This window comes from Streptomyces sp. NPDC002643, assembly GCF_053592555.1.
This window is the reverse complement of the sequence record NZ_JBSFVY010000034.1, coordinates 1-23835: the sequence shown is the minus strand read 5'-3', so window position 1 is coordinate 23835 and position 23835 is coordinate 1. Positions and strand designations below refer to the sequence as shown.

Below are 23835 nucleotides of genomic sequence, written 5' to 3'. Positions count from 1 at the left end.
GGCTGCCGCCCGAGCGACCCCGTGCACTGCGGGCACCGGGCGAGCGCAGTCGACGGAACGTACCTGCAGGTTGCCGGACGCCCCGACGACAGCCGGGTTTCGCGCGCACGGCGAACGCGGCACCGGATCCTGCGGTTTCAGTACGCGGAACAGGCAGCGGCAGGATGAAGGTGGGCGACCCTCGCAGGACGGGCTGGGGCCGTACACAAGATCGACGAGGAGCGCCGGGTGCTGCGCTGCGCCGCCGCGCTGTGTCGAAGCGCGGTGGCTGTGCGCACGCACCGGCTCGCAGCGCTCCTCGTCCATCTGGAGAGAGACGCACTCGTTCGAGACGAGTTTGGACCAGCGGCACAGGGATGGATCAGGAAAAGGAGATGACGTCGCGATCGTCACCGGAGGGCCGTGGTCTCGGAGAAGGACGCGTCAAGGTCCGCGGCGCCGTGCCATAGACGGCAACAACTGACATAGCGTCAGATCTGTCGATTGGTGATTGCCTCCATCTGGCCTACCACCTGCACTTTCGCGGTGATCGCCGCTACACCACTTGGCGGGACATCATCCGCCGGCGGCGTGAGACGGTCGCCTTTCGCGCCGCCTGGCGCGATGCCGTACCGCAGTTTCAGTACAAGCTCCTGCGGTTGCTGTAGTGCCGACTGACCGCACCAGTAGGACGACTGCGAGGAGGGTTCCGCGAAAGTCTGAGGACGTACGCGGGACCGGACAAGGAGTCCCTTGTCGTGGCGACAGGCGCCCTTCGGCTCGGTCGCCTTCCCCGGCTCGCGTCGTTCGATCCCCACGTCCGCCGGACACGGCGGCCCCCCACGACCGTGAGGAACACACATGGTCCACTGCTGGCCGGGCACGAGACGACCGCGGGCCGGATCGGGTTCGGCACGCTGTGGCTGCTGTCCGACCCCAGTCGGCGGGACTGGCTGGCGGCCGACCCGGATGCCCGGGTGCAGTCGACGGTCGAGGAGATCCTGCGGATGGCCGCTCCGGGCGGCTTCGGCATCCTGTGCTGCGCGCACGACGACGTCGAGATCGCGGGCGTCACCATCGCCCGCGGCGACGCGGTGCCCGTGGCCAACGACGCGGCCAACCGGAACGCCCGCCAGTTCACCGGTCTCGACGAGTTCCAGCAGGACCATCGGCAGAACGCGCACATCTCCTTCGGTTACGGGCCGCGTGTCTGTATCGGCTCCAGCCTGGCCCGCACCGAACTGCGCGTCGTGTTCCCGGCCCTGCTGCGCTGCTTACCCACCCTGCGTTTGGCCACCGACATCGATGAGATCGAGGTCTTCTCCGAACGTGAGCGGCGACGTGGGCCGTTTCCCCGTCGTGAGTGCATAGCAGGTCCTACGACCGTGTGCGTCTCAGCCCCCCACGTTCCGAGGAGCACCCATGACCATGTCTCCTGCCGCGGAGACGTTACCTCCCGCATTCTCGCCCGCCCGCCCTGCGGGCTGTCCGCCGCAGCCGGCTCCGGACTACGCCGAGTGGTCCGCGCAGGAGGGCTTGCAGCGGGCCGTGCCGGCCGACGGCCCGCCCGTGTGGAGCGTGAGCCCGTACGCCGGCATCAAGGAGGCGCTCGCCGCAGATCGCCCTGCCCACCTTGCTGCGCCGGCTGCCGGAGTTGCGTCTGGCGGTGCCGGCCGGACAACAACCATGCATGTGGAACTGGACGAGCCCAAGTGCGTCGCCGCCGGGCAGTGCGTCATGGTCGCCCCCGACGTGTTCGACCAGCGCGAGGACGACGGTGTCGCGATCCTGCTGGAGGCTCACCCCAGTGCGGAACTGCACGAGGGCGTGCGGGAGGCAGCCGCGATCTGCCCCGCCGCCGCGATCCACCTGGTCGGGCTGGACGAGCGAATCGGCACCTGACGGCCGACTTCGACGGTGTGTTCGTCCACGTGGTCTGCGGTGCCGTCGTCTTGGCTGTGGTCTGCCTCGTCGTTGGGTGGGCGAAGCGTGCCGGGTTGCTGCGTGTGGAACGGCGTAACGAGGACGAGGACCTGGTCACCGTCCGAAGATGGGGAGGAAAAGTCATGGATCTTTCCGGTGTCGGTGTATGGAGCGTCCCGCTGGGCGGCTACCGGGCCCCGAATGAGGCAGCCGAAGCGGCGGCGGAACTCGAGGAGTTGGGGTTCAGCGCGGTATGGATCCCGGACGGCGGTGGGCCGCTGTTCGAGGCGGTCGACCGGCTGCTGGCGGCAACCCGCCGGATGATCGTCGCGACGGGTGTGCTGAGCTTGTGGCGGCATACGCCGACGGATACCGCCGCGGCGTACGCGTCGCTGTCCGCGGCGTACTCCGACCGGTTCCTGCTGGGTATCGGGGTGAGCCATGCCCAAGTGGTGGACGCCACCGAGACCGGGCGCTACCGCAGGCCGCTCACGGCGATGGCGACGTTCCTCGACGGCTTGGACGCGGTGGAGCCGCCAGTGCCCGTCGGCGGTCGTGTTCTCGCCGCGCTCGGTCCCAGAATGCTCGAAATTGCGGCCAAGCGGGCCTGCGGCGTCCACCCCTACCTCGTCACGCCGGAACACACTCGGGATGCCCGCGACGCAGTGGGCGATGGGCTCGTGCTTCCGGAGCAGACGGTCATCCTCTGTGTGAACAGGGAGGAGGCGCGCGCGATCGGCGAGGACTGGTTGCGGGGGTACCTCGCTCTGCCCAACTACGCCAACAGCGTACGGCGCCTCGGCTTCACCGCCGACGACATCACCGGGGTGAGTGACCGGCTGTTCGACGCACTGATCGCCTGGGGTGATGAGGAGGCGATCAGGCGCCGGGTGGACGAGCACGTCGCCGCCGGCGCCGACCATGTCGCGCTGCAACTGCTCACGGCCGAGGGGATGATGGCCTTTCCGCGTGCGCAGTGGCGGCGCCTCGCCGCCATCCTGTGACAGGGGCGGCCCTCCATCAGCCGAAACGGGCAGTGCTGATACCGAGCGACAGAGCCTGCCCGCAAGCGCCTCCCCTCCGCCTCCTCGCTGAGAGTCATATAAGCAACTGTTCACAAAGGGGGCTGATGCTCCCTGGCCTCGAAGATCTCAACATTCGTTTACCACTGCCGGAGGTTCAATTCGATGAGTACCGTGACCAAAGACACGGCAGGGCTGCCTTCGTTCCCTGGGAACCACAACACCCGCTGCCCGTTCGATCCACCAGCCGAGTACACGCAGTGGCGAGAGTCGACCGGGTTGCGGCGGGCTGTGTGGAAGGACCGCGCGGTCTGGGTCGTCAGCCGGTACGAGGACATCAGGACCGCGCTGGCCGACCCGCGGATCAGCGCCGACATGGGCGAGCTCCAGACGTTCGGCGGGTTCGACAGCCCGCCCCCGAATTTCCCGCGTATGGACGACCCGGAGCACGCCCGGCTGCGCCGCATGCTCACCAAGGACTTCACGGTCAGGCGGATCAACGCGATGCGCCCCGAGATCGAGAACCTGGCGAACGAGTTCATCGACGAGATGATCGCGGGCGGACAGTCTGCCGACCTCGTGCGCGCGTACGCGTTGCCCATTCCCTCGCTGGTGATCTCGCTGATGCTCGGCGTGCCCTACGTCGACCACGAGTTCTTCCAGCGGCACAGCACGACCATGTCCACGATCAATGCCTCTCAGGAGGAGAAGGCCAAGGCCACGCTCGCGCTGTTCGGCTACCTGCAGGAGCTGGTGGCTCGCAAGGAAGCCGAACCGGGCGACGACCTGATCAGCCGCGTCCTGCGCGAGCACGTGGACACCGGTGAGCTCGACCGCATGACCCTGGTGATGAACAGCATCATCCTGCTGTTCGCCGGGCACGAGACCACTGCCAACGCGATCGCCCTCGGCACCCTCGCCCTGCTCCGCAATCCTGACCAGGCCGCCCGGATCCGCGACAGCGGCGACCCTGCCGTGATCGCCGCTGCGGTCGAGGAACTCTTTCGGTACCTGACCATCGTGCACGCCCTGGTCGCCCGCGTGGCCAAAGCGGACGTCGAGATCGCCGGCCAACTCGTCCGCGCCGGCGAGATTCTGCTGATGAACCTGCCCGCCGGCAACCGCGACTCGGCGTTCGCCAGCGACCCCGACACCCTCGGCCTCGACCGTAATGCCCGAGGCCACCTTGGGTTCGGCTACGGCATCCACCAGTGCCTCGGTCAATCCCTCGCCCGCGCCGAAATGGAGGTCGCGCTACCCGTGCTGCTGCGCCGGCTGCCCGAACTGCGGCTCGCCGTCCCGTTCGAGGAGCTGAACTTCCGGCACGACATGAACATCTACGGCGTCCACGAACTGCCCGTCACCTGGTGAAACAGCTCAAGGGGAATTGATGACCGACACGATCAAGTCCCCGTTCGCTGCCCAGTAGCTGACCGTCGACCCGGCGTATGTCCAGCTGCGTAAAGGGCCGCTGCGCCGGGTCCAACTCCCGTACGGCGAAGCTGCCTGGCCGGCCACGCGCTACGAGGACATGAGGACCGTTCTCGCCGACCCGAGGTTCAGCCGGGCCGCCGCCGCAGGCCGGGACGAACCCCGCACCCGGACGTATCAGGCCGGACCGAGCACGATAATGAGCTACGACCAGCCCGCGCACAGTCGGCTGCGCAGGCTGGTGGCACAGGCGTTCACCATTCGCCGCGTCGAAGCACTACGGGCCCGCGCGCAGCAGATCGCCGGCGAACCGGTCGATGCGATGCTCGTGAAGGGGCCGCCGGCCGACCGGTACGACATGAGGATCCAGACGTATGGCTGCCTGCGACGCCACGACGAACTGGTTGTGGCGGAGGGGTACTTGGCGGGTCGCCGGTCACGGACTGTCTGCCGTACCGGGCGATCGGCCACCGGCTCACCGGCGCGCCGTGGCCAGCGGCATGCCGCCCCGAGTCCAGCTGCCAGTGGCGGCGGGCGATCACCTCTCGCAGCGTCTGCAGTGATGCCGTACCGCAGTTTCAGTAGAAGCTGCTGTGGTTGCAGTAGTGCCGACTGACCGCAACAGCAGGACGACCGCGAGCGGGATTCGCGAAAGTCTGAGGACGTGAGCGGGACCGGACACCGAGTCCCTTGCCGGGGCGACAGACGCCCTTCGGCTCGTCGCCTTCCCCGGCTCGGGTCGTTCCGATCCCCACGTCCGCCGGACCCGGCGGCTCCCCCCCCACGACCTGTGAGGAACACTCATGGCCCATACGGAGCACACCGCCCCTGCCATGCCTTTCGAACGCACCGGTGCCCTCGACCCGGGGCCGATGTACGCGGAACTTCGCGGCAAGTGCCCGGTGACGCGTGTGACGACTCCCGTCGGTGACCCCGCCTGGCTGGTGACCGGGTATGAGGAGGCCCGCAGGATCTACGAGGACGCAGAGGGCTTCCGGCGGTCGCACTTCGCGCCCGAGACCGCGTCCCGGATCACCCGTGCCGCGCTGATGGCGGGCCCGACGAACAACTACGGCCGCGAGGAGCACGAGCACGAGCGCCTGCGCAAGATGCTGGTGCCGGCCTTCTCGGCGCCCCGCATGCGGCGGCTCACCGACCGGCTCCTGGAGCTGACCGAAGGCTGCCTGGACGAGATGGAGGCGGCCCGCAAGGCCCGTCCCGACGAGCCCGTCGACCTGAACGACCTGCTGGCCTTCTCCCTCCCCGCGCTGGTGATCTGCGAGCTACTCGGGGCGCCTGTGGAAGACCGGGAGCTTTTGCGGGGATGGTCCGACCGGATCAGCTCCGTGCACGGCGGCGAGGACGCGGGGGCGGCGATGGGGGAGTTCATGGCCTACACGGGCCAACTGGCCGCCCTGCGGCGCGAGAACCCGGGCACGGATGTCATCTCCGACATCCTGGCCATGCAGGCGGTGGATTCCACCTTCACCGATCAGGACGTGATGAAGGTGGCCGCGGTTCTGCTGCTGGCCGGGCACGAGACGACCGCGGGCCGGATCGGGTTCGGCACGCTGTGGCTGCTGTCCGACCCCAGTCGGCGGGACTGGCTGGCGGCCGACCCGGATGCCCGGGTGCAGTCGACGGTCGAGGAGATCCTGCGGATGGCCGCTCCGGGCGGCTTCGGCATCCTGCGCTACGCGCACGACGACGTCGAGATCGCGGGCGTCACCATCGCCCGCGGCGACGCGGTCCTCATCTCCAATGACGCGGCCAACCGGGACACCCGCCAGTTCACCGGCCCCGACGAGTTTCAGCCGGACCGTCGGCCGAACGCGCACCTCACCTTCGGATACGGGCCGCGTGTCTGCATCGGCTCCAGCCTGGCCCGAACCGAACTACGCGTCGTCTTCCCAGCGTTGCTGCGCCGCTTCCCCACCCTGCGGCTGGCCACCGACCTCGACGAGATCGAGGTCCTCCACGACCAGAGGACGAGCGGCGGTGTGGGCCGTATCCCCGTTGTGTGGTGAGCGCGTCGCTGGTGCCACAAGCCCCACGTTCGCCTGACACGGCGGCCCCCCACGCCCCGAGGAGCAAGCATGACCATGTCTCCTGCCGCAGAGATACTGCCTCCCGTATTCTCTCTTGCCCGCCCCGCGGACCGTCTGCTGCAGCCGGGTCCCGGCTACGCCGAGTGGTCGGCAAAGGAGGGCATGCAGCGGGCCGTGCTGGCCGATGGCACCCCCCCGGTGTGGGTGGTGAGCCGGTACGTTGAGCACGCTGGCCCTGCTCCGGCATCCCGGCCACCTCGCCCGGATACGCGACGCCGACGATCCCGCGCTGGTGGCGAACGCGGTCGAGGAACTGCTGCGCTACCTGACGATCGTGCACTCCATCGTGCACCGGGTCGCCACAGAGGACCTCACCCTTGGCGGGCAGCGGATCAGGGCCGGCGAGGTCGTGACGATGAACCTGCCCGCCGGCAACTGGGACCCGGCCTACACCGAGGATCCCGGCACCTTCGACCTGGACCGTGACACATGAGGCCGCATCGTCTTCGGCCACGGCACCCACCAGCGCCTGGGCCGGATGTCGGCGCGGGCGGAACTGCAGATCGCCCTGCCCACCTTGCTGCGCCGGCTGCCGGAGTTGCGTCTGGCGGTGCCGGCCGAGGAACTGAGCTTCCGCAACGACATGAGCGTCTACGGCCTGTACGCGTTGCCCGTTACCTGGTAACTCCCCTTCCCCCTACACATACAGAGGATCTGAGGACAACAACCATGCATGTGGAACTGGACGAGCCCAAGTGCGTCGCCGCCGGGCAGTGCGTCATGGTCGCCCCCGACGTGTTCGACCAGCGCGAGGACGACGGTGTCGCGATCCTGCTGGAGGCTCACCCCAGTGCGGAACTGCACGAGGGCGTGCGGGAGGCAGCCGCGATCTGCCCCGCCGCCGCGATCCACCTGGTCGAGCGGTGAGGCGCGTCGTCATCGTCGGTGCCTCGGCCGCCGGACTCGCCGCGGCCGAGACGCTCCGCCGGGAGGGCTTCGGCGGCACACTCACCCTGATCGGCGACGAACCATACCTGCCCTACGACCGCCCGCCTCTGTCCAAGCAACTCCTGACCGGAGCCTGGGACGCGGACCGGCTCACCCTCCGCACCCCCGACGACATCAACGCTCTCCACCTCGACCTGCTCCTGGGCGCGGCGGCCACCGGCCTCGACCCCGCGCAGCGCACCGTGGCGCTGGCGGACGGCTCGACGGTGTCATACGACGGACTGGTCATCGCCACCGGCGTACGCCCGCGCCGCCTGCCCGGCGAGGGCGCGCACATCCTGCGCACCCTGGACGACGCCCTCGCCCTGCGTGACGTGCTCAAGCCGGGCCGGCGGCTGGTCGTGGTCGGCGCCGGATTCCTGGGTGCCGAGGTCGCCGCGGTCGCGATCCAGCGCGGCTGCGCGGTGACCCTTCTCGAACCGGCCCCCGTGCCGCTGGCGCACGCCGTCGGCGACGAGGTCGGCCGGGTGCTGACGCGTGCCCACCTGGAGCACGGCGTGAGCCTGCGCTGCGGGGTCACGGTCACCAAGGTGACCGAGCGCGGCGTACGGCTCTCCAACGGCGAACTCATCGCCGCCGACGGGGTGTTGGTAGCCGTCGGCTCGCTGCCCAACACCGAGTGGCTGGAGGGCAGCGGCTTGACCGTCGGTGACGGCGTGGTCTGCGACGAGTACTGCCAGGCCGCACCGGGGGTGTACGCCGCCGGGGACGTTGCCCGCTGGCACAATCCCCTCTTCGGCACCCAGATGCGCATCGAGCACCGTACCAATGCCGCCGAACAGGGTATGGCCGTCGCCCGCAACCTGCTGGCGGCGCCCGAGGCACGCAAGCCCTTCGCGCCGGTGCCGTACTTCTGGTCCGACCAGTACGACATGAAAATCCAGGCGTACGGCTACCTCCGTGGTCACGACGAAGTCGCCGTGGTGGAAGGCGACTTGGCGGACCGCCGGTTCCTGGCCGTCTATCGCACCGGCGACCGGCTCACCGGCGTCCTGGCGGTCGGCATGCCGCCCAAGGCCATCCGGCAGTGGCGTCAGACCATCGCCGTACGCGCGGCCTGGCGCGATGCCGTACCGGGCTGGTCGGTAGCGGCCGGCTGAGCCGCCACGCTCACGCACAGCTGCAAGGCGTCCAGGCGCCTTGCAGCCCCCTACGGCCCGCGGCCGTCCGTTTCCCCCGCAGCCGTCGTCACCGGCCGCCCCACAAAGAGACCGGTCATGCATCCGACACCTCCGCCCACGCCCGACGCCGAGAACTCCCGCCTCCCGCGGCCGGGTCTCGTCGTCTTCCTCCTGACGCTTGCCGGGATCGCGGTCGCGTTCACGCAGAGCATGGTGTTCCCGATCGTTCCTCTGCTGCCTGGGCTGCTGGACGCGGCTCCGGCGGACACCGCGTGGGCGATCACCGCCACACTGCTGTGCGGCGCCGTCGCCACGCCGGTGATGGGCCGTCTGGCCGACATGTACGGCAAGCGGCGCCTGCTCCTGCTCGGGATGGTTCTGCTGGTGGCCGGGTCGGTGGTATGCGCGCTGAGCGGTTCCCTGGCCCTGCTGATCGTCGGCCGCGCGCTGCAGGGCGCGGCGGCCGGGGTCGTCCCGCTCGGCATCAGCACCATGCGTGACCTGCTGCCCGCCGAGCGGGCCCCGGGAGCCGGCGCCGTCATGTCCGGCTCGCTCGGTGTCGGCGGTGCCGTGGGCCTGCCCGTCTCCGCGCTGATCGTCGACAACTTCGACTGGCATGTGCTGTTCTGGGCCGCCGCCGCGTTCGGTGCCGTCGTCACCGTGCTTGTGGTGCTGCTGGTGCCCGAGTCGAGGGTACGCACGGGCGGACACTTCGATCTCACCGGTGCCGTCGGTCTGGGGGCCGGCCTGGTCTGCCTGCTGATCGCGGTCTCCAAAGGCGAGGACTGGGGATGGGCCAGTGGCAGCACCCTCGGCCTGTTCGGGGCGGCAGCGCTCGTCCTGCCGGTGTGGGGCTGGTCCCAACTACGTTCCCCACAGCCTCTGGTGGAACTGCGCACGACCGCTCGCCCCCCGGTCCTGCTCACCCACCTCGCCTCGCTGGCACTCGGATTCGTGCTGTTCGTGCTGAGCCTGGTCCTGCCGCAGCTGCTCCAGGCGCCGAAGTCCACCGGATACGGGCTGGGCGCGTCCCTGGTCGTCGCCGGCCTGATCATGGCTCCGCAGGGCCTGGTCATGATGGCGGCCTCTCCGCTGTCCGCCCGGCTCATCGGGGCGAGGGGGCCGAAGGTCACCCTCATGGCCGGTGCCGTGATCACGGGGGCCGGATATCTGCTGGTCATGGTGATGATGTCCGAGGCCTGGCAGCTGATTGTGGCCTCCTGTGTCGTTGCCATGGGGCTCGCCTTCGCCCTCGGCGCGCTGCCCGGGCTCCTCATGGACGTCGTACCGGTGGCCGAGACCGCCTCCGCCAACAGCCTCAACGCCCTGATGCGCTCCATGGGCAACACCGTCTCCAGCGCAGTGGTGGGTGTGGTCCTCGCCCACATGACCGTCGGATCCGGCGATGCCGTCCTGCCTTCCGAGGACGGCCTGCGTGCCGTCCTGGCCATCGGTGCCAGCGGCGCCGCCGTCGCGTTCGCCGTTGCGGTCTGCATCCCCCGCCGGAGTCCGGCCGCCCCTCTCGAAGAACCTTCCGCGCTCGCGGAGACAGCGGCGGCCGCCAAGCGCGCCGCCGACGCCGATTAGGTGCCGCGAAGCCCCCCCTCACGCGGCCCCCACACCTGACCCGAACGTCTCCCGGAGGAGAAGCATGCAGTTCTTCCTTGCCCAGGCCGCGAACGAACCGACAGGCGGTGTGGCCGGCTGGGCCCTCGACCTGATCGATTCGGTCGGCGCGCTGGGACTCTTCCTGCTCACCGCCCTGGACAGCATGACCTCGATCCTGCCCGTCGACATGTTGCTCCCGCTGGTCGGGTACTCCGCCACCCAGGGCGGAATGCACATCGGTGCCGCCATTGCCGCCGCCACCATGGGATCGGCTGTGGGTTATCTCGGCCTGTACCTCGTCGGGGCGCGACTCGGCCGCGAGCGTGCACGCGTATTGGTCACGAAGATCCCGGGCATCAAGGCGGAAGCAGTCGACCGCGCCGAGGCGTGGTTCGCCCGTCACGGTGCGAAGGCGGTGATTTTCGGGCGGATGATGCCTGGTGTCCGTTGCTTCATTTCCATACCAGCCGGAGTGGAGCGGATGCCGCTGCCGAAGTACGTGGCGCTCAGCGCGCTGGGTGGTCTGATGTGGAACTCCGTGTTGCTTCTCTGCGGATACCTGCTCGGTGAGAACTGGCACAGGGTGACCGACGCGCTCAGCTACATCCCCTATGTCCTGGGCGTCGCGCTCGTGCTGTTCGCGGTGCGCTACGTCATCAAGCGCCGCGGCCGAGGCGGGATGGAGCAGGCCGTGGCGGAGGTCGTCGAGTCTTCTTCCAGTGGGCGCCGTGGTGGTCGCAGGCAGCGGGCCGCGGCCGCGATCGCCGGTTTCTCCCCGGTCAAGCGTCTTGGCCGCCGCAGGCAGGGGGCCGTGGCTGGGGTCGTGGAGTCCTCTCCCGCACGGCGACGCAGCCGTCGTAAGCAGCGGGCCGCCGCCGCGATCGTCGGCCTCCCTCTGGTCAGGCGCTTCGGCCGCCGCAAGCAGGAGGCCGCGGCCGCGGAGGCCGACCGTGAGCCCGCCGAGGTGACCCAGCCGTGAGGAACGGGCGCAGACTCGGTTCGACCGACCACGAGATCAGCCCCATAGGACTGGGCTGTCTGCAGTTCGCTCAAGGCCAGGGCGTGGCGGGCCGGATCTTCTCCCCGCTGGACCCGGCGACCACCGCCGGGATCGTCGGCGCCGCACTCGCCGACGGGGTGAACTGGTTCGACACCGCCGAGATGTACGGCCGCGGCGCATCCGAACAGGCCCTGACCGCAGGGCTCCGCGACAACGGGGTGGAGCCGGGGGAGGTCCTGGTCGCCACGAAGTGGGCCCCCTGGGGGCGGGGGGGCCAGCATCGAGCGCACGCTCGCCGACCGGTTCCAGGCGCTGCAGGGCTACCCGATCGGCCTTCACCAGATCCACGGCCCCCGCGGCAGCCTGCCATCGATGCGGGCGCAGCTACAGGCTATGGCCCGGCTCGCCCGGAAGCACCGCATCGGGGCGATCGGGGTCAGCGACTTCTCGGCACCGCAGCTGCGCGAGGCCGCCGAGATCCTCCGCCAGGAAGGCGTCACCCTCGCCGCCAACCAGACCCGGATCAGCCTGTTGGACCGCGACATCGAGCACAACGGCGTCCTGCGGGCCGCCCGTGACCTCGGCATCACCCTGATCGCCTACTCGCCACTGTGCCGCGGCGTGCTCACCGGAAAGCTCCACGAGGACCCGGAACGGCTGCGAACGCAGTCGAGCAGTCGGCGCCGACGCAACCCTCATCTGCGAGGACATGACCTGGCCCGGACCGCGCCGCTGATCGACGAGATGCGCGCGATCGCGCACGCCCACGGCGCGAGCGTCGCCCAGATCGCTCTGAACTGGCTGATCACCTACTACGGCGACACGGTCGTCGCGATCCCCGGCGCCTCCCGGCCACGCCAGGCCGAGGAAGCCGCCGCCGCGATGGCCCTGACGCTCACCGAGAAGGAGCTCGAGCGGCTGGCGGAGGCGGGCGAGCGCGTGCGGTGAGGCCACGTCTGCCGTGCACCTCGCTGCAAGCCGACGTGGGCGGTGCCCGTCGTCGGCGGTGGCGCGGGACACGAGCCCTTGCCGCACGGCACAGGCACAAAGCCGCGGGACAGTCGGCTTCGTCACGTCGACACCTCCACCCTGGCCTGCACGCGTACTGCAATTTCAGTACTAGGTCGTCCGATTTCGGTAGGCGGCAGTGCCAACAGCCGCACGACGACGGGACCGGCACTGACAAGACAGCCTGGGCGGGCAATCGAGAAGGATGTGGAGTTCCCGACGTGGCTACTTTTCTCTATCGGCTGGGCCGTCTGGCCTTCCGGCGGCGCGGCTACGCCGTTTTGATGTGGGTGGCCGTCCTGGCCGCCGTCGGGTTGAGCGCGCTGCAGGCGCCGGGAGGCTCCGACGAGGAGTTCTCGATGCCGGGGATCGAATCCCAGAAGGCGTTCGACCTCATGGAGGAGCGTTTCCCCGGAGCGGCGGCCGACGGCGCCACCGCGCGGGTCGTCTTCGTCGCCCCCGACGGGCAGAAGGTGACCGCCACCGACAACAGGAAGGCCGTCGAGGAGACGATGGACTCCCTGGCCAGCGGCGCGCAGGTCGCCGATGTGGCGGACCCGTTCGAGTCGCGGGCGGTCAGCGAGGACGGCTCGACGGCGTACGCGACCGTTACCTACAAGGTGACGTCGGACGGTGTCACCGACGCCAGCCGCACGGCGGTGGAGAAGGCCGCCGACCAGGCGCGGGAGGCCGGCCTGACCGTCGAGGCGGGCGGGTCCGCGATGGACAGCGGCGAGGGCCCCGGCGGGGTGGCCGAGATCATCGGCATCTCGGTGGCCGCTCTCGTGCTGCTGCTCACCTTCGGGTCACTTGCCGCCGCCGGGCTGCCGTTGCTGACCGCGATCGTCGGCGTCGGTATCAGCTTGTTCGCGATCCTGACCCTGGCCGACCCGCTCGGGCTTTCCACCAGCACCGGCACCTTGGCGATGATGCTGGGCCTGGCGGTCGGTATCGACTACGCGCTGTTCGTCGTCTCCCGCTACCGCGAGGAGCGCGACCGGGGCCGTACGCCCGAGGAGGCGGCCGGGCTGGCCGTGGGCACCGCCGGGTCGGCGGTCGTCTTCGCCGGACTGACCGTGGTCATCGCGCTGGCGGGCCTCTCGGTGGTCGGCATTCCGATGCTGGCGAAGATGGGCCTGGCCGCGGCGGGCGCGGTGGTCGTCGCCGTGCTGATCGCCCTGACCCTCGTCCCGGCATTCCTGGGGTTCTGGCCGAACGCGGTGATGTCACGTCGTACACGCAAGGGAACCGAGCCGGACGACAAGGCCGAAACGCGCGGGAGGACCCTGCGCGGCAGGAGGCCCCTGCGGCGAAAGAAGCAGGCCGTGGCCCCCAGCAACTCCGGAGACGACGCCGTCGTGGCCCTCAGGGGCGGGGAGACGGACAAGAAGCAGCGGGACAACCTGGGTACCCGCTGGGCCCGCTTCGTCCTGCGCCGCCCGCTTCCCGTGCTGATCCTCGGTGTCGTGGGACTCGGTGGCCTCGCCCTTCCGGCGACGGGTCTGCAGCTGGGCATGCCAGGCGACGAGGCCAAGTCCACCTCCACCACCGAGCGCCGCGCCTACAACGCACTCGCCGAGGGCTTCGGCCCCGGCTTCAACGGACCGTTGACCATCGTCGTGGACGCCAGGGGAGCCGAGGACCCGAAGGCCGCCGTGAGCACGATCGGCGAGGAGATCGGCGCCACGAAGGGGATCGTTTCCGTCTCGCAGGCGCGCTTCAACGAGGCCGGTGACACCGCGGTGTTCATGGCCACCCCGTCCACCAGCCCGACCGACGAGAAGACCAAGACCCTGGTCACGACCATCCGTGACGAACGTCCCGCCGTCGAGTCGGCGACGGACGCCTCCTTCGAGGTCACCGGTACCACCGCGCTGAACATCGACATCGCCGAGAAGGTCCAGGCGGCGCTGGTCCCGTACCTGATCGTGGTGGTCGGTCTCGCGGTCGTGCTGCTGTTGGTGGTCTTCCGGTCGGTGCTCGTCCCACTGAAGGCGGCCCTGGGTTTCCTGCTGTCGGTGCTGGCGTCCATCGGTGTGGTCGTCCTGGTCTTCCAGCAAGGGCACGGTGCGGAACTGTTGGGTGCGGAGACCACCGGCCCGATCATGAGCATGATGCCGATCTTCCTGGTAGGCATCGTCTTCGGCTTGGCGATGGACTACGAGGTCTTCCTCGTCTCGCGTATGCGGGAGGCGTACACCCACGGCGAGACGGCCAGTCAGGCAGTGGTGTCCGGGTTCCGCCACAGCGCCCGGGTGGTGGCGGCCGCAGCGCTGATCATGATCGCGGTGTTCGCCGGGTTCGTCGGCGAGAGCGACTCCATGATCAAGATGATCGGGTTCGGGCTCGCCTCCGCCGTCCTGCTCGACGCGTTCGTCGTCCGGATGGCGATCGTGCCCGCCGTGCTCGCGCTGCTCGGCGACAAGGCGTGGTGGCTGCCTAAGCGGCTGGACCGCGTGCTGCCCCACGTCGATGTGGAGGGTGAGGCCCTCAGCCGCCGACCGGCCGACGCCCAGAGCCCTGCCCCGGACCTGGACCCGACGCCGGACGAGCCGGTCGGTGCGGGTGTCTGACCCGGCATCCACGCGTCCCCGGGCCGCCCGAGGCAAGTACCTCGGGCGGCCCGGGGACCGTCGTCCCGGGAAGTCGGCGATCATGGACCTAGCACCCCCACCGGGAGAATCCGTGCAGGGAGAGACACGATGACGAGCAACCTCGAGCGTCACTCGGAACGTCGTCCGCGCGTCGTGGACACGGTGATGTACCTGGCACTGTTCGGCTGCGTGGCCCTTGGCGCCTCGCTCGATTTCCCCGGGATGGACCTGCCGAAGAAGGACTGGCCTGCCGTACTCCTGGCCGGGATCTCCTGCCTCGGGCTGCTGAAGGCACGCATCCACCCGCGCAGCGCCCTCGCCGTGGCCACGACCTGCACGGTGGCCACCGGCGCCCTGGGCTACCTGCTCACCCCTCTGCTGCTGGCGCCCCTGATGATGGCGCTGTACTGGCTGGCTCTCAGCACCGATCCCAGGACCACGCGCATGTACGGCGTGACGGTCATGGCCATGGTGGTGATCACGACACTGCTCGACAAACCCACGACCGACATGCTCCTGCTCCGCACCCTCGGCCCCGTCCTGTGGCTGCTCCTGCCCATGGTCGGCGGCGGCAGGTCTCGCCTGCGGCACGCCTACACGGAGTCCGTCCAGGCGCGCGCCGCGCACGCCGAGCGCACCCGCGAGGAGGAGGCCCGCCTGCGCGTAGCAGAGGAACGCATGCGCATCGCCCGCGAACTCCACGACGTCGTCGCCCACCACATGGCCGTGGCCAACGCCCAGGCCGGCACCGCCGCCCACCTCGCCCCCACCCACCCCGAGCAGGCCCAGAAGATCCTCGCCGACCTGGCCCGCACCACATCGTCCGCGCTGCTCGAACTCCGCGCCACGGTCGGTGTCCTGCGCCAGGCCGACGACCCCGAATCCGACTGCCTGGAACCGGCCCCCGGCCTGCACCGCCTCCCCGAGCTCATCTCCGCGTGCGAGTCGGCCGGCCTCGCCGTCACCGTCACCACAGAAGGCGAACCGCAGCCACTGTCACCTGGTGTCGACCTGACGGCGTACCGGATCATCCAGGAGGCCCTCACCAACGCCACCAAACACGCCGCTGACCGCGCGGCCCAGGTCCGTCTCACCTACTCGGGCTCCCGCCTGCTCATCACGGTCACCAACGACGGGACCGCCGTGGCTCCGGCGGTCCCGGGCGGCGGCTACGGCCTGATGGGCATGCGCGAACGCGCCCACTCCGTCGGCGGCGAACTGCGCGCCGGCCCCCGCCCCCAAGGCGGCTTCGAAGTCACCACCGCACTGCCGCTCCACACCCACGCCCAGGAAGAGACCCTGGCACAACCACAAGAGGCCCCCCAGTGACCACCCGCGTCCTGCTCGCCGACGACCAAGCCCTGTTGCGCGGCACTTTCCGGCTCCTGATCGACTCCTGCGCCGACATGGAGGTGGTCGGCGAGGCCGCCAACGGTGAGCAAGCGGTGCACCTCGCCCGCACCCACCGCCCCGACGTGGTGCTCATGGACATCCGCATGCCCGGGACGGACGGACTGGCCGCCACCGCCACCATCTGCGACGACCCCGACCTCACCGGGACCCGGGTCCTCGTACTGACCATGTTCGAGACCGAGGAGTACGTCGCCAAGGCGCTGCGCGTGGGCGCCAGCGGCTTCCTTGGCAAATACGTCACCACAGACGCACTTCTCGATGGAATCCGCACGGTCGCCTCCGGTGAGGCCCTGCTGTCGCCGGGGGCGACACGAGCCCTCGTCAACCGCTTTCTCGCCACCCCGGTCCAGGGCGCTTTCCTCGCGCCCCCGGAGCGCCTGAGCGACCTCACACCCCGCGAACGGGAAGTCACCGCGCTGGCCGCCCAGGGCATGTCCAACGACGAGATCGCCGCCGAACTCGTCCTGAGCGTCCTCACCGTCCGCACGCACATCCAGCGTTCCCTGGCCAAGCTCGGCGCCCGCGACCGGGCCCAACTCGTGGTCATCGCCTACCAGACCGGACTCGTACGCCCGGAATCATCCAGTTTCTGACCACGACACAGTGCGGTCAGCGAAGCACGCAACAGAGCAGCCGCTTTGATGGCGCGCCTGCTCTGTGCTCCCGCAAGTGTGGTGACATGCATGCTTCGATGTTGCTGATACATCAGCAGGCTCTTGGGGGACGCATGGGGGCCGGCCAGCTGGGAAACGCGCAGTGCCAGTGCACGTCCGACGCCAGAGCAGCAAAGGCTGGGTCTGTGTAGTGAACGGTAAACCCAGTGGGTTTCGTTCAGAGGCGTCCGGCGATGAGCCAGCCCTCGAAGGCGATGCCGAAGGCTTGGAGTGCGGCCTTGCAGCGCATGATCCAGCGTTTGCATCCGGTGCCGGTCTGGTCCAGGCTCATGACGGCCAGACAGACGCACTTGAGGGCGGCCTGGTCGGTGGGGAAGCGCCCCCGGGCCCGGACGGCCTTGCGGCTCCGCGCGTTGATGCTCTCGCGTACAGGCTCTCTCCTGGAACTCGACGCGGCTGAGGTAGCCGAGCCGCTTCTGGATGCGCCGGCTGTTGTAGAAGCCGTCGATGTACTCGAAGAGCGCGAGGTTGGCCTCGGCCCGGGTGGTGAAGGTGCGGCCGCGGACGCATTCGGTTTGGATGAGCATCCAGAGGTTCTCCGCGAGGGCGTTGTCATACGAGTTTCCGACGGAGATCCCATGGAAGCCTGAACTCCCGCTCTCAGCAGTCGAGTTGTCAGATTCACGGAGTGCTGCGTGGGCTGGACCACAGGCAGCACCTGCGCCGCCCTGTGGAACGAAAGCCGCACCAAGACGGCAACAGTGTCCGGCTAGGCGGAGGTCTGTGCCATTTCGGGCGCCGTCTCGGTCCAGCCCTGTTCCGATCTCGGCGGGGACGGTGGAAAGTGAGGGGTGAGCGCCATCGCGACCCACGACGCCGACACCGGGAGCTGCTCCGGACCGGGAGTGGCCTTCGCGATGACCGGCGGCACCTTCCGCTGTCAGCACGGCTTCTGAGGAACCGGACCTGACTCCCCCGGCCGTCGCGAAAAACGACCCGCGCCAGAGGGGTCCGCGATCTCGACGTCCCGGTCATCGTGCTGCTCACCGGCCCCCAGGAGGAGTACCGCCGCGCCGCCCGGACGGCCCCTACTACAGTGTCTAGGGAGGTCGCGGGCGCCCCGCGCCTACGGCCAGACCCCGGACGCTTTCCTCACCACCGGTTCCTTCGCCTGCGACTACGACGTCGGCCGCTTCTCCTTCAACCAGACCTTCCAGTCCTCTCGAACCCGCCTGGAGAACTGGTCCGGGAAGCGCGAAACCTCGCCGCCTTCCCAGCAGCGCCGACGACCGGGAGCCCTTCTTGCAGGGCAGCAAGGCGTCGTACGTGAAGAGGGTCGTCCGTGAGGCGAACCGGCTGGAGCGCCGGGGCTGGCTGCTGGCCGGGCGACGTGCCGGAGATCCGGCAGGAGACCAAGACCGCCGTCAACTTCTGATGCCACGTCAGTCTGCCCGCCGCATCGGCAGGATCACCGCAGAGGGGTGATACGGGTCATGGAAGACCAGTTGGTCGGCGGGGATCAGGGCGGTCGCCGTCGCCCTCGGCTCGCCCGAGCCGGGGTTGCGGTTGTAGCGCGGGAAGGCGCCGCTGGAGACCTGGACGCGGATGCGATGACCGCGCTTGAAACGATGGGCCGTGGGCCAGAGTTGGACGTCGGCGCACTGTTCCTGCTCGGCGCCGGTCAGGCTGACGAGGCCGTCGCACACGTTCCAGGAGCGCCCGTCGGGGGCGATGTCGCAGAGCCGGACGAACACGTCGGCGTGACGCAGGCTGGAGCGGAACCAGATCTCGGCGCTGACCTCACCGACGACCTCGACGTCCTGGTCGAGGGCGGGAGTGGTGTAGGTGAGGACGTCCGGGCGAGCCTCCAGCGCGGTGTTGTCGACGCGGCCGGAGTCCTTGACCATGCGGACGCCGCCCACGGCCGGCGTGGGGTCGGCGGGGTCGTAGCGGTAGTGGTCGGGCTCGGATTTGGCGGGCTGCTCGTTCGACAGCGTGCCGCCGGGGTGCAGGTGGAAGCGTTGTGGCTCATAGCCGGCGGGCGGCCAGGACTCGAAGTTGCGCCAGGCTTCCTCGCCCATGACGTACAGCCGGACCGGCGCCCGCTCGGGCGGCTGTTCGCCGCGGGCGAGGGGGAGTCCGAACTGGATGGCCTCGTCGGCCATTCCGTTGTCGAGCCGCATATGGGTCCAAGGTCCGACGGTCAGCCGCGCCGGACGCCCCGCGTCCTGGAGGATCCGGAAGTCGCGCAGTTGGCCGGGGAGGAAGATGTCGTACCAGCCGCCGATCGAGCTGACCGGCGCGGTCACCTTGGCCACCCGGTCACGGTGGTCGAAGCCGTCCCAGCGCGGGGCGTGCGCGTCATGGGCGAGGATGTCCTGGATGTACGCGGAGCGCTCGCCGAGCGCGGCGACGTCCGCCCCGCCGAGCGGCAGTGTCCGCAGCGCCCGGGCGGTCTTCCTCGCCTGGGCGGACTGGCGGAGCACGGTCAGTGGCACGGGCAGTCGTTCCTGCGTGCCGATGTGCACGCCCCAGACGAACGGCGCTTCCAGCGACAGGCCGTCAGGGCGCACGAACTCCAGTGACAGGGCCGACTCGCTCATGACCGGGATCACGGCCTTGACCTGGGGCGGGAGTTGGTCGGCGACCGCCCACTGCACGTATCCCAGATAGCTCATGCCGTACAGCACGAGCGCATCGCCGCACCAGGGTTGCTCAAGCAGCCAGTCGAGCGTCGCCAAGCCGTCCGCGTCCTCCTGCCGCATCGGGTCGAACGTCCCGCCGGAGCCGAAGGTGCCGCGCACGCTCTGGAACAGGACCTGGTAGCCACGCTCCGCCAGCGGCCGCGCCATCATCGTGGCGATGGGCCCGCGCCGCCCGTACGGGGAGCGGACCAGCGCGGTCGGCAGGCCCTCACCGCCGGTCCGTGGTGTCCAGCGGTCGGCCAGGAGTTCGGCCCCGTCGGGCATCGGCACCCGTAGATCCCGTTGGACCACGACGTTCCGGGTCACCGGCGGGGACAGCTTCAGTTGGCGCTGGACGATGCGGCTGATCAGGCTCATGGACGATTCTCCGTGTCGGGAGCGCCGGCGGTCGGCGCGATGTCGGACATCAGGACGGACGTCACCCGCAGCAACCGGTCGGCGAACGCCTCGGGGTCGAGGGGATCGGCCCCTTCGACCACCCAGGTCGTGAAGAACGCGGATCCGCCACCGGACAGTAGGGTGGCGAGATCGTCGACGGTGTCCGGTGCGAGCCGGTTGCCGTACAGCCGTCGCAGGCTCTCCCGATTGACCGGGACCAACAGGCTGATCAGTCCACGGTTCAGTGCGACCCCGCAGGAGCTGGTCAGCAGGGCGCGGTAGAACGTCCGGTGTTCCGCGAAGTGCTGGCACAACGCGAGCGTCTGCTCGCGCGCGGTGAGCTGATCGGTGCCGTCCTGGAGACGTGGCAGCAGTTCCCGCCGTGCGAGATCGAGGCCTGCCTCCAGCAACAGTGTGTCCCGGTCGCCGAAGTGCTCATACACCAACCGGCGGCTTACGTCAGCCGCCTCGGCGATGTCGGAGAGCGCGACCGCCGCCGTGCCCTGCTCGGTCACCAGGGCGAACGCCGCCCGCATGAGGGCGGCACGTGAACGACGTACCCGGCGATCACGCGCCGGCTCAGGCTCCCTCAAGTGCATATCGAGATTCTGCACACGTGTTACTAAATGGGCAAGTGTTCTTCTTTCTGTTCCATGGCGACTCTTGTCGCGGGGCAATCCGTGATCGGCTGCCACGGGCGGTGACGTCATCCCCGTCAAGGACGCAGCAGCCTCATGATCATGTCCACGGAGTGCTCCACAGACCGGCGGCGTGAGCTGGCACTGGGCAGCATGACGTGGATGAGGACCGCACCGAGGAGCATGTCGAAGACGCCCTCGGGGTCCACATGAAGATCCACGCTGCCGGGAGCGGCGGCGTCGAGGATGGGCGGCCTCAACCTTGCGGCGCTCGATCTCGGTGGGCGAGAGGCTCGTTGAGCCGTACCAGTGTCCACTGCGGTGAAACCGATCCAGGACCTCGTGCCTTGGACAACCGCCCGCAAGCGCGGGAATGTTGTGCTGCACGGAGTCACTCCGTCAGGCCAGAATGGCCACCTGCCCTGCCTGCGCCGTACGCCGAGGACCCCCAGGTGACGCCCTCCAGCCCCGCAAACCCCCAGCACCCCGCCCGCCTGGCCTTGCGTACCGATCAGCAGGAGGGCATCGCCAACACGGTCCGTCACCTGCGCCGCCCGCACACCCGCGGACACGTCGTCTCCGCCTGCGGCACCGGCAAAACCCTCCTGGCGTTGCGCGCTTCTGAGGAGCTGGGAGTGCGGCATCTGGCGGTGGCAGTGCCGAGCCTGGACCTGGTTGCCCAGTGGGCGGCCGCTGCCCGCGCCGACTTCCGCCGCGATCCGATGATCACCGTCTCGTCGCTGCGCGCCGCCTCTCATCCGGTCCTGGCCGCAGCCCAGGCCGATTCCACCAACGCGGGGGAGTACCTGGCCTACTGGCTGGCCCGCCACCCCCGAGCAACGGTGTTCTTCACCTTCGACTCCCTGTCCAAAATCGAGGAAGCCCAGCACTCCGCCATCTTCCCCGCCCCCGTCTTCGACCTCCTGGTCGTCGACGAGGCCCACGCCACGGCCGGCACCTGGACCAAGAACTGGACGGTGCTGCACGACAACAGCCGCATCCCGGCCGACCGCCGTCTCTATCTCACCGCCACCCCCTACGTGTGGGAGGCACCGCGCCTGGCCGAGCCACCCACCACTGGCCCGCAGCCCAAGCGCACGACCGCGACGGCCCCGCACTGGGACGACCCCACGCTGCTGGCGACCATGGACCAGCCGAAGATCTTCGGCCCCCGCCTGCACACCTACTCCCACGCCGACGCCATCGATGACGGTGTCCTGGCCGACTACCAGCTCGTCGTCCCCACCGTCACTGACACTGAACTGCGTACCGCGCTCACCGATCCGGAAGCCGGGCCCACCGCGCGCCGCACCACAGCCCTGCATCTCGCCATCCTCAAGGCCATGCAAGAGCAGGACCTGAAGCACGTGTTCGTGTACTTCCAGCAGATCGCCGACGCAGCCGACTTCGCCCGCCAACTCCGCCACACCCTGCGCACCCTGCCCGACGACCAGCGCCCCGACTGGGCCGACCAGCTGAGCATTGAGTCCATCGACGGCACCCACAACCCCCACCAGCGCGCCGACATCCTCGCCCGCTTCACCGACGCCGAGCGGGGCGTGCTGGCCAACGCCAAGGTCCTCGGCGAGGGCGTCGACCTCCCGGCCGTCGACGCCGTCGTCTTCGCCGACCGCACCGGCAGCGTTCGCCGCATCGTCCAGGCCCTGGGCCGTGCCCTGCGCAAACCCCCCACCCTCGCCGCTAAGACGGCCAGCCTGGTCATCCCCGCCTACATCCCGCCCGGCGCTGATCCCACCGACCTGCTCGGCACCCCGTACGAAGCGCTCTGGCTGGTCACCGCCGCCCTACGCCACCACGACCAGACGATCGCCGCCCGCGCCCCGCGCGGTAAGAACACCCACCCCGCCCGGGACTCCCACACCTACATCACCCGCCGCTTCCGCTTCGACTTCACCCTCGATCCCGCCGCGATCGCCCACGCCCTGGACCTGCTGGTGTGGCCCGCGGGCGGCGCCATCCTGTCCGCCCCGCGCCGTGCCGGGCTCGCCGCCGCCCTGCGCTACCGAGCCGAGCACGGCCACCTGCGCGTGCCATCCGACTACGAGGACGCCTACGGCTACCGTCTGGGCGCCTACATCACCGGCCAGCGCACCGCCTACCAGGCCAGCGCCCTGGACGAGAGCTGGATCGCCGAACTCCAGGCGCTCGGCATGATCTGGGACGAGCATGAGGCCGCCTGGCAGGGCCACATGGCCACCGTCGAGGCCTACTGCGCTGAGCAGGGCCATCTCGCCATCCCTGCGCAAGAACCCGGCGGCCAGTTCCTCGTCGACCAGCGCGCACTGTCGCGCAAAGGCCGCCTCGCTCCCGAACGCGAAGCCCGGCTCACCGCCCTCGACACGGACTGGAAACTCCCGCACGGCCCCGACTGGCACCGCAAATACCACGTACTGCGACGCCACATCGAAGCCGGCAACCACCCCAGCACGCTGGCCCGCGACACAATGATCCACGGAGTGAAGGCGGGCACCTGGCTGCACCGCCAGTTCACGGCCTGGGACCAACTCGATCCCGGCCAGCGGGACCTACTCACCTGCCTCGAGCTCACCCCCGACTGCATCCCGATAGACCGTCAGGAAGGAACAGGCGCGGCCGCCACCCCGCGGAGGCGTACCTTCGCGCAGACTGCACACATCCTCAGCCTGTTTCTCGAACGATGGGGACGCACTCCCGGCGCCCGCGAGTGGATCGAAGTCGACGGCGAGCGCGTCATGATCGGACCCTGGCTGGCCAAAGCCCGCACCAAACTCAACGCCGGACAACTACCCGGCAAACACGCCCAGTTGTTGTCCGAGACCCTCGGCGGGCACGGGATCTTCCCAGCCGACCAGCCCTCAACCAGAACAGAAGACCGTCGCTCAGCCAACAACAGGGAAGACCTCTAATTCGAACCTTCCATAGTTTCTTCCCTAAGGAAGCAGGCCAACCCTGTAAGCTGAGCACGAACATCGGCAGCCACGCAGAGCGACCTCCCGCCAACCTGACACCCCCTCAACAAGCTGCGCCGATCACATCTGACGAACAGTCAAGAGGACGGAAACCCACCCCGCCGTGCTGGCTGATCTGAGCCGGTCGCGGAGCGATCCGGCTCTTCAACCCACCTATGCAAGAAACCACTTGTACTGAGTAAGCCCAGAGAAGTCGGAGCGGAGGCCCGATCGCGGAGCGAGCGGGACATCGCTCCGACGACCCAACAAGTGATCCGCGGAGCGGATCACACGGCCCCGGAGGGGCCGGCGTCTCCGCGGAGCGGAGACGGGTATCCGACGCGTAGCGTCGGCGCGTCGTTCCTGCGGAGCAGGACGCCCCGGACGGGAGGGCGGA

Annotated in this window: 17 protein-coding genes and 4 pseudogenes; 16 read left to right on the top strand and 5 right to left on the bottom strand. The window is 69.4% G+C overall.

The features are described 5' to 3' along the window. Positions 1–986 precede the first annotated feature (986 nt). The 15 genes and pseudogenes from ACWD4G_RS36655 to ACWD4G_RS36585 form a co-directional block, all read left to right on the top strand. Positions 987–1190, top strand: a pseudogene (locus tag ACWD4G_RS36655) (cytochrome P450); the annotation flags it as partial. Positions 1191–1665: 475 nt separating this feature from the next. Beyond that, positions 1666–1881: a ferredoxin gene (locus ACWD4G_RS36650; protein ID WP_451301489.1), complete on the top strand. Its 216-nt coding sequence runs from the start codon at positions 1666–1668 to the stop codon at positions 1879–1881. A gap of 17 nt (positions 1882–1898) precedes the next feature. Next, a complete protein-coding gene (locus ACWD4G_RS36645; RefSeq protein WP_451301488.1) occupies positions 1899–2906 on the top strand; it encodes a TIGR03620 family F420-dependent LLM class oxidoreductase in 1008 nt (335 codons plus the stop codon). A 183-nt stretch (positions 2907–3089) separates the two neighbouring features. After that, the gene (locus ACWD4G_RS36640; RefSeq protein WP_451301384.1) at positions 3090–4295 is read left to right on the top strand and encodes a cytochrome P450; all 1206 of its coding nucleotides are present in this window, start codon (positions 3090–3092) and stop codon (positions 4293–4295) included. Positions 4296–5188: 893 nt separating this feature from the next. After that, positions 5189–6382, top strand: coding sequence for a cytochrome P450 (locus ACWD4G_RS36635; RefSeq protein ID WP_451301382.1), 1194 nt, complete (start codon positions 5189–5191; stop codon positions 6380–6382). A 241-nt stretch (positions 6383–6623) separates the two neighbouring features. Then, on the top strand, positions 6624–6896 hold the full coding sequence (locus ACWD4G_RS36630; protein ID WP_451301380.1) for a cytochrome P450: 273 nt from the start codon (positions 6624–6626) through the stop codon (positions 6894–6896). Between the two features lie 45 nt (positions 6897–6941). Next, positions 6942–7088 (top strand): hypothetical protein, encoded by a 147-nt coding sequence (locus tag ACWD4G_RS36625; protein WP_451301378.1) that lies wholly within the window; start codon positions 6942–6944, stop codon positions 7086–7088. A gap of 44 nt (positions 7089–7132) precedes the next feature. Further along, the gene (locus ACWD4G_RS36620; RefSeq protein WP_451301376.1) at positions 7133–7330 is read left to right on the top strand and encodes a ferredoxin; all 198 of its coding nucleotides are present in this window, start codon (positions 7133–7135) and stop codon (positions 7328–7330) included. Continuing rightward, on the top strand, positions 7327–8511 hold the full coding sequence (locus ACWD4G_RS36615) for an NAD(P)/FAD-dependent oxidoreductase (RefSeq protein ID WP_451301374.1): 1185 nt from the start codon (positions 7327–7329) through the stop codon (positions 8509–8511). The genes ACWD4G_RS36620 and ACWD4G_RS36615 overlap by 4 nt, the downstream gene beginning before the upstream one ends. A gap of 117 nt (positions 8512–8628) precedes the next feature. Then, positions 8629–10119, top strand: coding sequence for an MFS transporter (locus ACWD4G_RS36610; protein ID WP_451301372.1), 1491 nt, complete (start codon positions 8629–8631; stop codon positions 10117–10119). Positions 10120–10183: 64 nt separating this feature from the next. Beyond that, on the top strand, positions 10184–11119 hold the full coding sequence (locus tag ACWD4G_RS36605) for a DedA family protein (protein WP_451301370.1): 936 nt from the start codon (positions 10184–10186) through the stop codon (positions 11117–11119). Next, a pseudogene (locus tag ACWD4G_RS36600) lies at positions 11116–12088 on the top strand (aldo/keto reductase). Before ACWD4G_RS36605 ends, ACWD4G_RS36600 begins: the two are co-directional and overlap by 4 nt. Positions 12089–12369: 281 nt before the next feature. Next, positions 12370–14721: an MMPL family transporter gene (locus ACWD4G_RS36595; RefSeq protein ID WP_451301368.1), complete on the top strand. Its 2352-nt coding sequence runs from the start codon at positions 12370–12372 to the stop codon at positions 14719–14721. A gap of 129 nt (positions 14722–14850) precedes the next feature. Beyond that, a complete protein-coding gene (locus ACWD4G_RS36590) occupies positions 14851–16071 on the top strand; it encodes a sensor histidine kinase (RefSeq protein ID WP_451301366.1) in 1221 nt (406 codons plus the stop codon). Beyond that, positions 16068–16748 (top strand): response regulator, encoded by a 681-nt coding sequence (locus ACWD4G_RS36585; protein ID WP_451301365.1) that lies wholly within the window; start codon positions 16068–16070, stop codon positions 16746–16748. The genes ACWD4G_RS36590 and ACWD4G_RS36585 overlap by 4 nt, the downstream gene beginning before the upstream one ends. A gap of 238 nt (positions 16749–16986) precedes the next feature. On the opposite strand, the pseudogene ACWD4G_RS36580 reads toward ACWD4G_RS36585, so the two are convergent. The 5 genes and pseudogenes from ACWD4G_RS36580 to ACWD4G_RS36560 form a co-directional block, all read right to left on the bottom strand. Continuing rightward, positions 16987–17193: pseudogene (locus tag ACWD4G_RS36580) on the bottom strand (IS256 family transposase); the annotation flags it as partial. 73 nt (positions 17194–17266) lie between these two features. Further along, positions 17267–17356, bottom strand: a pseudogene (locus ACWD4G_RS36575) (IS3 family transposase); the annotation flags it as partial. Positions 17357–18211: 855 nt separating this feature from the next. Then, positions 18212–19831 (bottom strand): CocE/NonD family hydrolase, encoded by a 1620-nt coding sequence (locus ACWD4G_RS36570; RefSeq protein WP_451301363.1) that lies wholly within the window; start codon positions 19829–19831, stop codon positions 18212–18214. After that, positions 19828–20388: a TetR/AcrR family transcriptional regulator gene (locus tag ACWD4G_RS36565; RefSeq protein WP_451301361.1), complete on the bottom strand. Its 561-nt coding sequence runs from the start codon at positions 20386–20388 to the stop codon at positions 19828–19830. Before ACWD4G_RS36565 ends, ACWD4G_RS36570 begins: the two co-directional genes overlap by 4 nt. Positions 20389–20567: 179 nt before the next feature. Further along, entirely contained in the window at positions 20568–20750 is a 183-nt protein-coding gene (locus tag ACWD4G_RS36560) for a hypothetical protein (RefSeq protein WP_451301359.1), read from the bottom strand. A gap of 192 nt (positions 20751–20942) precedes the next feature. Between ACWD4G_RS36560 and ACWD4G_RS36555 the strand changes: the two genes are divergently transcribed. Beyond that, entirely contained in the window at positions 20943–23396 is a 2454-nt protein-coding gene (locus ACWD4G_RS36555) for a Helicase associated domain protein (RefSeq protein WP_451301357.1), read from the top strand. Positions 23397–23835 lie beyond the last annotated feature (439 nt).

Excerpts from the sequence above, each read along its gene's own strand:
- ACWD4G_RS36650 (WP_451301489.1), top strand. The coding sequence starts at position 1,666 with ATGCATGTGGAACTGGACGAGCCCAAGTGCGTCGCCGCCGGGCAGTGC.
- ACWD4G_RS36640 (WP_451301384.1), top strand. The coding sequence starts at position 3,090 with ATGAGTACCGTGACCAAAGACACGGCAGGGCTGCCTTCGTTCCCTGGG.
- ACWD4G_RS36635 (WP_451301382.1), top strand. The coding sequence starts at position 5,189 with ATGCCTTTCGAACGCACCGGTGCCCTCGACCCGGGGCCGATGTACGCG.
- ACWD4G_RS36625 (WP_451301378.1), top strand. The coding sequence starts at position 6,942 with ATGTCGGCGCGGGCGGAACTGCAGATCGCCCTGCCCACCTTGCTGCGC.
- ACWD4G_RS36620 (WP_451301376.1), top strand. The coding sequence starts at position 7,133 with ATGCATGTGGAACTGGACGAGCCCAAGTGCGTCGCCGCCGGGCAGTGC.
- ACWD4G_RS36610 (WP_451301372.1), top strand. The coding sequence starts at position 8,629 with ATGCATCCGACACCTCCGCCCACGCCCGACGCCGAGAACTCCCGCCTC.
- ACWD4G_RS36605 (WP_451301370.1), top strand. The coding sequence starts at position 10,184 with ATGCAGTTCTTCCTTGCCCAGGCCGCGAACGAACCGACAGGCGGTGTG.
- ACWD4G_RS36590 (WP_451301366.1), top strand. The coding sequence starts at position 14,851 with ATGACGAGCAACCTCGAGCGTCACTCGGAACGTCGTCCGCGCGTCGTG.
- ACWD4G_RS36570 (WP_451301363.1), bottom strand. The coding sequence starts at position 19,831 with ATGAGCCTGATCAGCCGCATCGTCCAGCGCCAACTGAAGCTGTCCCCG.
- ACWD4G_RS36565 (WP_451301361.1), bottom strand. The coding sequence starts at position 20,388 with ATGCGGGCGGCGTTCGCCCTGGTGACCGAGCAGGGCACGGCGGCGGTC.